The following is a 12,188-nucleotide window of genomic DNA, read 5'->3' as shown; positions in this document are numbered from 1 at the left end:
TGGGCCAACCCTTCCGGGTTGGCCCATTCGTGTTTCACGTGAAACATGCACCGTCGCTTAGACGGCACCGCCGGTTCACTCGGCGATGAACTCCTCGAGGTCGCGAACGATCGCGGCCTTCGGCTTGGCACCCACGATGGTCTTGGCGACCTCGCCACCCTGGTAGACGTTCAGCGTCGGGATGGACATGACGCCGTACTTGGCGGCCGTACCCGGGTTCTCGTCGATGTTCAGCTTGACGATCTCGATCTTGTCACCGTACTCGGAGGCGATCGCCTCGAGGGACGGCGCGATCTGGCGGCACGGACCGCACCAGGCGGCCCAGAAGTCCACCAGGACGGGCTTGTCGCTCTTGAGGACGTCCTGCTCGAAGGAGTCGTCGGTCACATTCTTCAGGGTGCCGGCCACGGCGGGCTCCTTAACTGGTTGGTGCGTGGGGCGGGTAGGGAGAGGTCAGACAGCGGTCTTCTCGGGCTCGGGCTGCTCCTCGTCCGCGAGGGCGGCGAGGTAGCGCTCGGCGTCGAGAGCGGCGGCACAGCCGGTACCGGCCGCCGTGATCGCCTGACGGTAGGTGTGGTCGACCACGTCGCCCGCACCGAAGACACCGGTCAGGTTGGTGCGCGTCGACGGCGCAGCCACCTTCAGGTAACCCTCGTCGTCCAGGTCGAGCTGACCCTTGAAGAGCTCGGTGCGGGGGTCATGGCCGATGGCGATGAAGAGACCGGTCACCGGCAGGTCCGAAAGCTCGCCGGTCTTGAGGTTGCGCAGCTTCAGGCCCGAGAGCTTCGGGTCGCCCTGGATCTCGGCGACCTCGCTGTCCCACACGAACGTGATCTTCGGGTCGGCGAAGGCGCGCTCCTGCATGGCCTTGGAGGCGCGCAGGGTGTCACGGCGGTGGACGATGGTCACGGACTTGGCGAACCGCGAGAGGAAGGTGGCCTCCTCCATGGCGGTGTCGCCACCACCGATCACGGCGATGTCCTGGTCCTTGAAGAAGAACCCGTCACAGGTGGCGCACCAGGACACCCCACGGCCGGAGAGGGCGTCCTCGTTCGGCAGACCGAGCTTGCGGTGCTGCGAGCCGGTGGCGACGATGACGGCCTTGGCCCGGTGGACGGTACCGGACGTGTCCGTGACGGTCTTGATCTCACCGGTCAGGTCGACGTTGACGATGTCGTCCGGGACGAGCTCGGCGCCGAAGCGCTCCGACTGGGCGCGCATGTTGTCCATGAGCTCGGGGCCCATGATGCCGTCCTGGAAGCCAGGAAAGTTCTCGACGTCGGTGGTGTTCATGAGCGCGCCGCCTGCGGTGACGGCGCCCTCGAACACCAGTGGCTTCAGCGACGCGCGCGCGGTGTAGAGCGCCGCCGTATAGCCGGCGGGCCCGGAGCCGATGATGATCACGTTACGGACGTCGCTCACGGCTGGATTCCTCGTCTCTGGACTGCGTCTTCGACCGGGGGGAGCTCCTCTCGGAGCTCTCACCCCACCCAACGGATCCTAAGGGGCGCGCATTCCCGCTGTGTCCGGGCACACGGAGATGCGGTCCTGTGCCGGGTACCGAGCGGGATGAAGACGAAGACGTGCCTCAGGCGGACGGGTACGAGCGCTGAAGAAGGACCTTGCCGGTTGCGGCCGTCGCGGAATGATCCACACAGGTCGCATCGACGATGTAGGCGGTGACCCGCGTGGCGTCGGAGGCGTCGGGGAGCAACACCAGCATGGCCTTCTTCCCCTGATACCTGCCGTTCTCCACAGCGAGGGCCGTGTCCTTGCGCCCGATACCGTCGCGGACGCAGCCGGGCACTGTGGGCGCCCTGAAGACCTGGGGATGGTCGGTACCCGGGGCTGTCGCCGAGCCGAAGGGGGTGCGGGAACTGCCCTTCTTGCCCTGGTTCTCCGTCAGGAGGTCGGTGACCTGCTTCTCCAGCTTCCCCTCGGAGAAGGTGTCCGCAGGGGCTGTTTGCTGTCCGCCCGCCGTGTCCTGCGGGGGCTTGCCGTCTCCGAGTGACGACAGCAGGACGGAGCCCAGTCCCAGGGCGGCGACGGTGAAGACGGTCCCCAGTACGGCGAACCTGCGGCGCCCGTTCAGCGTGCGGCCCTTGCGGCCCGGGCCGGTGGTGGAAGAACGGGGACGGCCGGCGGGCCGGTCGGCGGGGGTCGATGTTTCACGTGAAACATGCGCACCGCTGTCGTCCTCGGATGCGGACCGGGGAGTGCTCACCGGCGTATGGCTCTCCGCGCTCTCCGGCCCGGTGGCGTTCAGCAGGGCCTCGGCAGCGAGGGCGGCATCGATGCGGCCTGCGACATCGGCGGGCATGCGGGGTGGGCCCGGCAGCGTGCCGAGCAGCCCGCGGATCTCCCCCAAGGAGGCGTAGACGTCAGCGCAGAGCTCGCACCCGTCCAGGTGCCGGCGTACGTCGGTGCTCCGGGACGGTGGGAGGAGTCCCTCGGCCAGGTCGGAGATCTCCGCGACGTCCGGGTGTCCGGCCATGTCTGTTGTCGACGTCACGCTCGTCCACCTCCGCCCTTCACTGCCGCTGGGTCGCTCGGTCCTGTGTCCGGTGGTTCCGCTTGGCGCGGTCCCGCTGCGGGTGGGACGGCCGGCCCCTGCGTCCGGTTCCGTTCCCCGCCCGGCTTCTTGCTCTCACCGTTGCTGTCAGGCCGCAGATGGGTGAGCAGCGGCAGGAGTCTGGCTCTGCCGCGCGCACATCGGCTCTTCACTGTGCCGGTCGGCACGTCGAGGATGCGGGCCGCCTCCGCGACCGGGTAGCCCTGCATGTCCACCAGGACGAGCGCCGCCCGCTGGTCGGCCGGCAGGGTCCCCAGGGCTTCGATGAGCTGCCGGTGGAGATCGTTGCGCTCGGCGGGCGCCGAAGCCGACTCGTGCGGCTCCAGCAGCTGCTCCAGGCGCTCGGTGTCGTCGACGGGAGAGGTCTTCCGGGAGGCGACCTTGCGGGCGCGGTCCAGACAGGCATTCACCGTGATCCTGTGCAGCCAGGTCGTGACGGCGGACTGGCCCCGGAAGGTGTGGGCGGCCCGGTAGGCGGAGACGAGGGCGTCCTGCACCGCGTCAGCGGCCTCCTCGCGGTCTCCCAGCGTCCGCAGGGCGACGGCCCAGAGGCGATCGCGGTGCCGCCGCACGATCTCACCGAAGGCGTCGGGGTCGCCTTCCACGTGGCGGGCGAGCAGGTCCTGATCACTCACTCCGTCATACCCGGTGCCGTCTGCCATCGGCCTCCTTCCTCGAGGCAGATGCCGTCAGCTGGTCACCTTGATGTCCGCGACCCTGCCGCGCCACTTGCCGTCGTCTGGCTGTATGGGCAGATCGGTCAGCCACACCAGGAGATAGCGGCTCTTGAGGGACTTGCCGGGCTTGAGCTCTACCGTCGTTCCGGTGCCCTCGGCGACCTTGGTGTAGGCGTCGAACGACGTCGGCTCCGAACCGGCGTCCGCGCTCGCGCTGCGGAGCTCGACAGAGGTTTCGCCCACGAAGGTGACCGTCACCTTCCCGACCTGCTGGGTCTTGCCGAGATCGAGGATTATGCCGACGCCCGGCTTCAGGCGCCCGAAGTCCGCGCTGAGGTAGAAGTCCGTCTGCCAGTAGGTGGCGGTGCTGTTGTCGTAGACCTTCCCTATGTCGGACGGCTTCTCGGTCTGATCGCCGAAGGGGTCGAAGTCGTGGGCACCGCTGATGGTGATGGGCTTGCCGCTCGCCGGCTTCTTGGGACTCTTGTCGTTCCCGTCGTTCGTCTGCGTCTGGCCCGGGTCCTCGTTCTTGCCCCCTTGGTCCATGAGCGCGTCCGCGAGCTGCCAGCTGCCGAGGCCCAGCGCGGCGATCAGGAGCGCGGACACGGCCCACTTCAGGGCCTTGCCTGTGCGGCTCTGCAACGGGGGCGGCGGGGTCGGGACCGGCTGGGTGGTACCGGGGTGCGTGCCCTGGCGGCCGTACGTGCCCTGCTGGTACGACGTGCGCTGGTACTCGGGCGGGGCGGTGAACGCCGGCTCCGGCGGGCGGATGCGGGGCATCTCGCCGATCGCCTTCACCAGCTCCTCCGGCGTGGTGCACGGCGACTCGTGCCGGGAGGCGGTGGCGCCGTCGTTGACGAGCGCGCGCATGGAGAGTTCGGAGAGACCGCGGTGCACACCGGCACGCACCTGGTCGGGCGCGATCAGGCCGATGTCCTTCGGCAGGCCGGACAGCCCGTAGGCGTCGCTCTCGTACGGCCAGCGCTGGGTGAGCGCCGCGTACAGCAGGGCGCCGATGGCCTCGGTGTCCGTGCGCTGGGGGGTGTCGGACGCGACGCCCCGCAGCGCGGCGTTCACCGCGAGTCCGCGGATGCGCCACTGGCCGGTCGAGGCGCGCAGGACGGCGTTGGGGTTCAGCCGCAGATGGGCCAGACCCTCGCGATGGGCGGCGGCCATGGCGGAGGAGACCTGGCTGACCATCTGGTAGGCGTCGTACGGCTCCAGCGGCCCGGAGGCGAGGAGCGTGGTCAGTTCCGTCGCGTCCGGAAGCCACTCGTGGACGACGTAAACGAGGTCGTTCTCCTCCACCGCGTCCAGCACCTGGACGAAGCGTGGGTCGCCCAGGAGGGCGGAGGAGCGGGCGGCGGCCAGGACAGACCGGGCTCGTGAGTGATCCGCGGGCAGAATGTGCACGCCGACGGCACGGCGGAGCTTCTCGTCCACGGCACGCCAACTGCTGAAACCGTCCAGACGGGTGACGCACTCCTCGAGGCGGTAGCGTCTGGCGAGTTTGTGACCACTGTGCAGTTCAGGCGGCGAGGTCTTCCCGGAACCGTCGGTCCGGGTGCTCTCCTGTACCTCGTCGCTGTCCGTGTCCCGCTCCCGGTTCTTGGCCACCCCGTCGGCCGTGGACTGGTCCGCCTGCGCGGTCAGCGACGCCTCGTCGCTGTTGTCTGCCACGTCGACGGCAGCCGTACTCCGTTCCGCCACCGTCGTTCCTGCCTCCCCATCCATTGCGCGCCGCCCGGCATCCGTTGTACGCCGTCCGACGCCGAAACCAATTGTGCCCACAGTCCGCCGCTATGCACGACACGCGGTGGCTGACGATGGTTGTGCGCCTACCCCCCCGACTCAGCGTCCCAGCCGTCCGCGGACCATGCCGACCAGCGAGTTGAGTTCCTCGATGCGCATGCGCCGGGCGGCGACGAAGAAGATCACGAGCAGAACGGCACCACCCGTCAGCACCGCGGCGAGCGAGCCCACGACGCCCTGACCGAGCGTGCGGCCGATGCCGTAGCAGGCCGCGCCGCTGAGCAGGGCCGCCGGGACCGACGCGATGCACAGCCGGGCGTAAGTCCGCAGAACACGGGCGCCGTCGAGTTCCCCGCCCAGCCGCTTGCGCAGCCGGCGCCAGGCGACGCCGACGCCGATCGCGTAGGCCAGGCCGTACGAGGCGGCCATGCCGACCACGGCCCAGCGCGACGGCATGACGAAGTAGCAGACCGCCGAGGCACCCGCGTTGACGGCGGCCACGATGACCGTGTTGTAGAAGGGAGTTCGAGTGTCCTCGTAGGCGTAGAAGGCGCGCAGGACGACGTACTGCACGGAGTACGGAATCAGACCGAGACCGAACGCCATCAGCATGAAGCCCATGTTGGTGGCCTCGCTGGTGCCCGAGGAGCCGAACATCAGCGTGCACATGGGGATGCCGAGCGAGAGGAAACCGAACGCGATCGGCACGATGGCGACCGCCGTGTTGCGCAGGCCCTGGGAGATGTCGTCGCGCACGGCGCCGCCGTCGCCCTCGGCCGCCGAGCGCGACAGACGCGGCAGCAGGGCGGCCATGAGGGAGACCGTGATGATGGCCTGCGGCAGGCCCCAGATCAGCTGTGCGTTGGCATAGGCGGAGAAGCCGGTGCCGTCGACGTCCGAGGCCTTGCCCGCCGCGGTGGACAGCCAGACGACGACCATGGCGCCCGCCTGGTTGGCCAGGACGAACAGGACCGTCCACTTGGCGAGCGTGACGGCCTTGCCGAGGCCCTGGCCCTTCCAGTCGAAGCGCAGCCGCAGCCGGAAGCCGGTCTCGCGCAGGTAGGGGATCATCGCCAGCGCCTGGACCACGAGGCCGAGGAGGACACCGACGCCGAGGAGGCGCTGGCCCTCTGGCGGGATGCTCGTGACATTCATCTGGGAGTCGGCGGCGGTGCCGTAGACGTAGATGAACATGCCCAGCGTCGCGATGATGACGATGTTGTTCAGGACCGGGGTCCACATCATCGCGCCGAACTTCCCGCGGGCGTTGAGGATCTGGCCCATCACCACGTGGACGCCCATGAAGAAGATCGAGGGCAGGAAGTACTGGGCGAAGGTGATGGCGACCTGGTTCGCCGCGGGGTCGCTGGCGATCGAGGGGGACATCATGCGGATCAGGAGCGGCGCGCCGAAGATCCCCAGCGCGGTGAGTGCCCCGAGCGCCACCATGACGAGGGTCAGCAGGCGGTTGGCGTACGCCTCGCCGCCGTCCTCGTCCTCCTTCATGGCGCGGACCAGCTGCGGAACGAAGACGGAGTTGAGACCGCCACCGACCGTGAGGATGTAGAGCATCGTCGGCAGCTGGTAGGCGATCTGGAAGGTGTCACCGAGGAAACCGACGCCGATGGCCGACACGATCAGCGCGGAGCGGATGAAGCCGGTGAGGCGGGAGACCATCGTGCCCGCCGCCATCACGGCGCTGGACTTCATCAGGCCCGCGGCGCGGCCGCCCTTCTTCGGAGCGGGTGAGGCCGCGGGCTCCGGCGCGCGGGTGTCGTCCACCGCCGGCGTCGCCACGGTCTCGCCGGGAGCCGGGTACTGGCCCGCCCCGTACTGCCCGTGCGCCGCGTACTGCCCCTGCGCCATCTGGCCCGGGGCCGGGGACGGGCCGGGGACCGAGGGCGACTCGTAGGAGGGGTGGCCGCTGCCCTGCTGCTGGTCCCGGAAGAGATGCGCGAAAGCGTCCGGCTCCTGGCGCGGCTCGCCCGCCTGGGAGACGAGATCGTCCACGCCCACGAACTGGGTGGTCCGGGCGTCGTCGCCGTACGGCAGGTGACGCGTCGGGCCCTCCGGCTCCGGCGGGGGCGTCTGGGCCCACACCCGCGGGTCGGGCGCGTACGGCGACTGCGGCGGCTGGGCGTAGAGCTGCTGCTGCGGCTCGTACGTGCCAGGAGGGGGCGGGGGGTGCGCGGCGCGGTCGTAGTGAGCCTCGGCGACCGGGTCCTGGGCGGAGAGGTCCTGTGCCCGGTAGGGGTCCTGGGCGTAGGCGTCCTGGAGGTACATGTCCGCGGGCGGCTGCGGCGGCACCTGGCCGTGCTCGGGCTGCGGGCCCTCGGGCCCGCCCGACTCGGGGTAGCCCGAGCTGCCCACGCCACGGCCGTGGTCACCGTCGTACGGCGCGTTCATGGTTACCCCACCTCATCGTCCCGGGCCCACCGGCCACGACTTCTCAACGGTCCACTCTCTCACCCGTGCCGGACGGGTCGGCGCTTTCCGCTGCGGTGTCCGGGGCCGGGTCACTCGGCTGCTGCGGGGCGTCTGCCCGCGAGCCGGCTTCGGACTCCTCCTTGAGACGGTCGCCCGGGGCTTGCGGGTTCTGCGAAGCGGCGACCGGGTTGTCGACGTCGTCGTCCGCTTCCCCGGCGGCGTCCTCGGCCTCGTCGCGGGCGGCGGCGCGCTTGCGCTGGGTGTACATGCGGAAGCCGGCGAGGACCAGGAGCAGGACGCCGCCGCCGATGACCAGCATCACGGTGGGGGTGACCTCGGTGACCTTCACCTCGAAGGTGACGGGCTCGCCGTACTTCCGGCCGTCCTCCGTGTACAGCTGGGCCTCCACCTTCGCCCGGCCGTTGGCGTTGGCGGACGTGGTGAACTTCACCGACTGGCTGTGCCCGCCGTTCACGGCGACCCGCTGCTCCTCGTAGGCGTTGCCGCCGATCTTGAGTCGCGTCGGGTTCTGCGACGTGAGCCGCAGCTCCAGGTGCTCGACGCCTTGGACCAGGTTGTTCTGGACGGTCACCGGGATCGTCGCGCTGCGGCCGGAGAGCTTGGTCTCCGACTTCTTGATCAGCTTGACCCCGTCGATCAGCCCGTCGAGGTAGGACTCGACGTCGTCCCGGTATCCCACGGCCGCGACGCCGCGGCCTCGCCACGACGTGGACATCTCGCGGTTCATGGCCCGACCGAAGGGGGTGACCACCCGGGACTCGTCGGTGAGGATCACCTTGAAGTTGTCGAGGTTGTCCCGCGTCCTCGCGATCTGCTCGAAGGCGGCTCGCGGCAGCTCCTGCTTGCGCAGCGAAGGGGGATACGCCCGGGCGGACGGCACCTTCCTGTTGGCCGCCGGGTCCGGCTTGGCCTTGGCGGCGGCCGTGAGGTCCTGCGACTCGGACCAGTTCCCGCCCTGGAGGGTCCCCAGGGCCTCGGCCATCGCCTGCGCCTGGTTCACGGAGGGGGTGCGCTGTGGTGCGACGACGACGCTGCGCTGCTTGCCGGTCTGGAGTCCGAGCGTCAGGCTCTGCGCCAGGAAGCGCTGCACGGCGAGCGTGGACGCGGAGGCCTTTGTCAGGTCGCCCTGGAACGCCGTGGACATCCTGGAGTCCGCGACGACCGCCGTGGTGCCGCCGCCGATGGGCCGTGCCGCGGACGGCGTGTACGACAGATTGTCCTGGAGGCTGTCGCTGCGGGCGATCACCTTGTCGGCGCCCGCGGAGGTCGCGACCTTCATGATCGACGGGTCGACGGCGCCGTCCACGGGCCACGCGAAGTCCGTGGACGGTTTCGTGTGGAGGATCGTCGGCACCGTGTTGTCGACGGCGTCGGTGGCCTCCTTGAGGTGGCTCAGCGAGCCCGTGACGGTCGTGCCGTTGTGGGCGAGGGAGGCCAGGTCCGGATCACCGAACGGCAGGGCGACGACCTCCTTGCCCGCCACCGCCTGCTGGAGCTCGGAGAGCCACTGCTTGGCGACCGCCTGGCCGCGGCCGGAGGTGGTGGCGCCGTCCTCGCCCCTGACCTCGTAGTTCTTCGTCATCGCGTCGACGGACGCCAGCAGGTCCGGGTCGATCACCCAGGTGACGTCGAGACCTTTGCCCAGCGACACCATCTGGTCGAGGCGGCCGCCCGGGGAGATCTCCTCGGCGAGGTCGTCGTTGCTGAAGACCGGCGTCTGCTGCTCGTTCGACCCCGTCTCGGCCGTCATGTGGACGTCGGAGACGAGCGGCCACAGGAACGTGGTCTTCGTCTTGGTGCCGGCCTCCTCCGGCTGCCACGGCAGGAACGTGCGCTGGACGCCGAGAACCTGGTCCCAGGGCTGCGCTGCGGTCTCACCGGAGAGCGCGACGGCCAGCTGGTAGACACCGTCCTGGCCGAGGTCCAGCTCGTCGACCGGTACGGAGATGTTGAAGGGCTCCGCGACGCCGGGAGTGAGCTTGGAGAACTTCTCGGTGTACTTGCCGCCGACGGCCTTGCCTGCGGGGCCCTGGACGTCGTCGCTCTTCTTGGCGAGGGCGTCGATGGAGGAGCGGGTGTCGAGCGAGGGCCCCACCCGCAGGTCGACGTGGGCGTCGGTGACCGGCTGCTTGCCGTTGTTGGTCACCGTGCCCGTCACGCTCACCGTGTCCCCCTCGCTGGGAGTGCTGGGGGTGAGCGAGTCGACAGCGACGGACACCGAGCCCGCGCCGGAGGCAGCCTGCGGGGACTCCTGCCCGGACGCGTCCGCCGGCGTCGCGGCGGGCAGCTGGAGGAGTCCGGCCAGCAGGGGCGCACCGGCGAGCAGCGCCCCGGTGCGCCGCAGCCACCGGCGGGCAGGTGAGGCACTGGTCCCCTGGAAGTCTGCCGCCTCGGCCACGCGCTCGCCCGTCCCTCGTCGTCGTCAGTGGTCGTCGGAATGTGCGTCCACGCATGGTAACGATGCGCGCTGAGGGGAAGTGCCGCGGTCCGTTCCACAAGATCGTTGCCCGACGCCGTGCTGTCCGGAATGTTGCCGTATGACAGATAGTGGTTGTCTACAGGGCAGGGGCATCCCTTGTGCGCGTATTGACGGACGTGTCTGCACGCGGAATAGGGGGCGCTCGGGGGCGCCCGGGCCACGTACCCTCTTCTGTTGTGCCGAACGCCAACGAAGAAACGCCCAGTGCCCTGAGCCAGGTGCAGAACCGCGCGGTAAGTGAACTGCTGCGGGTCGCTCCTGTCGCCGACGACCTTGCCCGTCGCTTCCAGGAGGCCGGGTTCTCACTTGCCCTGGTCGGCGGCTCGGTCCGGGACGCGCTGCTGGGCCGGCTCGGCAATGACCTGGACTTCACGACCGACGCCCGCCCCCAAGACGTACTCAAGATCATGCGCCCGTGGGCGGACGCCCTCTGGGAGGTCGGGATCGCCTTCGGCACGGTCGGAGCGCAGAAGAACGCCCGCGTCGGAGACGCTGATCGACCTTTCCAGATCGAGGTGACCACCTACCGGTCGGAGGCGTACGACCGGACCTCACGCAAGCCCGAGGTGTCGTACGGCGACTCCATCGAGGAGGACCTCGTCCGCCGTGACTTCACGGTGAACGCGATGGCCGTCGCGCTGCCGGAGAAGGAGTTCATCGATCCGCACGGCGGGCTCGAGGACCTCGCGTCGCGTGTGCTGCGTACTCCGGGCACCCCGGAGGAGTCCTTCTCGGACGATCCGCTGCGGATGATGCGGGCCGCGCGCTTCGCGGCTCAGCTCGACTTCGAGGTCGCCCCTGAGGTGGTCGCGGCGATGAGCGAGATGTCCGGGCGTATCGAGATCGTCTCGGCCGAGCGGGTGCGGGACGAGCTGAACAAGCTGATCCTGTCGCCGTACCCGCGCAAGGGTCTGTCGCTGCTCGTCGAGACGGGCCTCGCCGACCGCGTGCTGCCCGAGCTGCCGGCCCTGCGCCTGGAGCGTGATGAGCACCACCGGCACAAGGATGTCTACGACCACACGCTGATCGTCCTGGAGCAGGCGATGGCGCTGGAGGACGACGGTCCCGACTTGACCCTCCGTCTGGCCGCCCTGCTGCATGACATCGGCAAGCCCCGCACGCGTCGCTTCGAGAAGGACGGCCGGGTCTCGTTCCACCACCACGAGGTGGTCGGGGCGAAGATGACCAAGAAGCGCATGACGGCGCTGAAATACTCCAACGAGCTGGTGAAGGACGTCTCACGTCTGGTCGAACTCCACCTGCGCTTCCACGGCTACGGCACCGGCGAGTGGACGGACTCGGCGGTCCGCCGCTACGTCCGTGACGCCGGCCCGCTCCTCGACCGCCTCCACAAGCTGACCCGCTCGGACTGCACTACACGCAACAAGCGCAAGGCGGCGGCCCTGTCGCGTGCGTACGACGGTCTGGAGGAGCGGATCGCCAAGCTTCAGGAGCAGGAGGAGCTGGACTCGATCCGCCCCGACCTCGACGGCAACCAGATCATGGAAATCCTCGGTGTCGGACCCGGTCCGGTCATCGGCCGCGCGTACAAGCACATGCTGGAGCTGCGCCTGGAGAACGGGCCGATGGAGCACGATTCCGCGGTGGCCGCGCTCAAGGAGTGGTGGGCCGGGCAGGAAGGCTGAGGCTGTGAAACCGGGGGCATGTTTCACGTGAAACATGCCCCCGAGGCGGATCGAGGGGCGGTGTTTCACGTGAAACACCGCCCCTCGCTGTGTCCTGCCTTACTTCTTGTCCTTCAGGCAGAGCAGGAAGTCCTTGCCGTCACCGCTCTCGGTGTACACGTACTGAAAGCCCTTGGCTTCCGCCTCGCACTTGCTGGAGGCCAGGGTGTCCGTGAGGAACTTGCCCTCGATCTTGGCCAGCACCTCGAACTGAGCCTTCGCGTCGCTGCACTCGACGACCTCGAGGTCCGGGTTGTTGTCGTTGGTGCTGCCACGGTGCATGCAGTCGCCGACGGCCGCCGTCTTGGCGTCGTCCCGGCTGGCTATGTAGCCGCCGATGGCGATGCTCGCCACCGCGATGACGATGGCGATGTTCTTGATGGTCTTGAAGCTGAGCTTGCGGCCGGTCGGCTGCGGCGGAACCGGCGCGTACGGAGCCGCACCCTGCGGCGGGAAGCCAGGCTGGCCGGGCTGCTGGGGGTAGCCCCCCTGCGGTGGGTACGGAGCCTGGGGCTGACCCGCGGGCTGGCCCTGCGCGAACGGGTTGCCCTGGGGCGGCGGAGTAGTCACTTCGA

At 69.4% G+C, this 12,188-nt stretch carries 9 protein-coding genes; 1 reads left to right on the top strand and 8 read right to left on the bottom strand.

All coding sequences use genetic code 11. The annotated features are described in order from the left end of the window. Window positions 1-75 precede the first annotated feature (75 nt). From trxA to CP976_RS21925, 7 genes are all read right to left on the bottom strand, one after another. The gene (gene trxA, locus CP976_RS21955; protein ID WP_030847066.1) at window positions 76-408 is read right to left on the bottom strand and encodes a thioredoxin; all 333 of its coding nucleotides are present in this window, start codon (window positions 406-408) and stop codon (window positions 76-78) included. Window positions 409-453: 45 nt separating this feature from the next. After that, window positions 454-1,422 carry a thioredoxin-disulfide reductase gene (gene trxB / locus CP976_RS21950; RefSeq protein WP_150481907.1) on the bottom strand — a complete coding sequence of 323 codons (969 nt, stop codon included), beginning with the start codon at window positions 1,420-1,422 and terminating at the stop codon, window positions 454-456. 166 nt (window positions 1,423-1,588) lie between these two features. Next, on the bottom strand, window positions 1,589-2,512 hold the full coding sequence (locus CP976_RS21945; RefSeq protein ID WP_150481906.1) for an anti-sigma factor family protein: 924 nt from the start codon (window positions 2,510-2,512) through the stop codon (window positions 1,589-1,591). Next, entirely contained in the window at window positions 2,509-3,234 is a 726-nt protein-coding gene (gene sigM, locus CP976_RS21940) for an RNA polymerase sigma factor SigM (protein WP_150481905.1), read from the bottom strand. The genes CP976_RS21945 and sigM overlap by 4 nt, the downstream gene beginning before the upstream one ends. Before the next feature lie 27 nt (window positions 3,235-3,261). Beyond that, window positions 3,262-4,959, bottom strand: coding sequence for a protein kinase family protein (locus tag CP976_RS21935; RefSeq protein ID WP_150481904.1), 1,698 nt, complete (start codon window positions 4,957-4,959; stop codon window positions 3,262-3,264). A gap of 141 nt (window positions 4,960-5,100) precedes the next feature. Then, on the bottom strand, window positions 5,101-7,407 hold the full coding sequence (murJ, locus tag CP976_RS21930; RefSeq protein WP_150481903.1) for a murein biosynthesis integral membrane protein MurJ: 2,307 nt from the start codon (window positions 7,405-7,407) through the stop codon (window positions 5,101-5,103). Between the two features lie 43 nt (window positions 7,408-7,450). Then, window positions 7,451-9,847 carry a DUF6049 family protein gene (locus CP976_RS21925; RefSeq protein WP_150481902.1) on the bottom strand — a complete coding sequence of 799 codons (2,397 nt, stop codon included), beginning with the start codon at window positions 9,845-9,847 and terminating at the stop codon, window positions 7,451-7,453. Window positions 9,848-10,104: 257 nt separating this feature from the next. Between CP976_RS21925 and CP976_RS21920 the strand changes: the two genes are divergently transcribed. After that, window positions 10,105-11,574 carry a CCA tRNA nucleotidyltransferase gene (locus CP976_RS21920; RefSeq protein WP_150481901.1) on the top strand — a complete coding sequence of 490 codons (1,470 nt, stop codon included), beginning with the start codon at window positions 10,105-10,107 and terminating at the stop codon, window positions 11,572-11,574. 99 nt (window positions 11,575-11,673) lie between these two features. Here the strand turns inward: CP976_RS21920 and CP976_RS21915 are convergent, their stop codons facing one another. Then, window positions 11,674-12,183: a DUF1720 domain-containing protein gene (locus CP976_RS21915; protein WP_086846491.1), complete on the bottom strand. Its 510-nt coding sequence runs from the start codon at window positions 12,181-12,183 to the stop codon at window positions 11,674-11,676. Between the last annotated feature and the right edge of the window lie 5 nt (window positions 12,184-12,188).

Source organism: Streptomyces coeruleorubidus (assembly GCF_008705135.1).
Taxonomy (GTDB): domain Bacteria; phylum Actinomycetota; class Actinomycetes; order Streptomycetales; family Streptomycetaceae; genus Streptomyces; species Streptomyces coeruleofuscus.
Note: the sequence above shows the minus strand (reverse complement) of the source record. Positions and strands in the feature narration are given on the sequence as shown.

Bases quoted from the DNA above. Each gene is read 5' to 3' on its own strand.
- sigM (WP_150481905.1), bottom strand. From the start codon at position 3,234: ATGGCAGACGGCACCGGGTATGACGGAGTGAGTGATCAGGACCTGCTC.
- murJ (WP_150481903.1), bottom strand. From the start codon at position 7,407: ATGAACGCGCCGTACGACGGTGACCACGGCCGTGGCGTGGGCAGCTCG.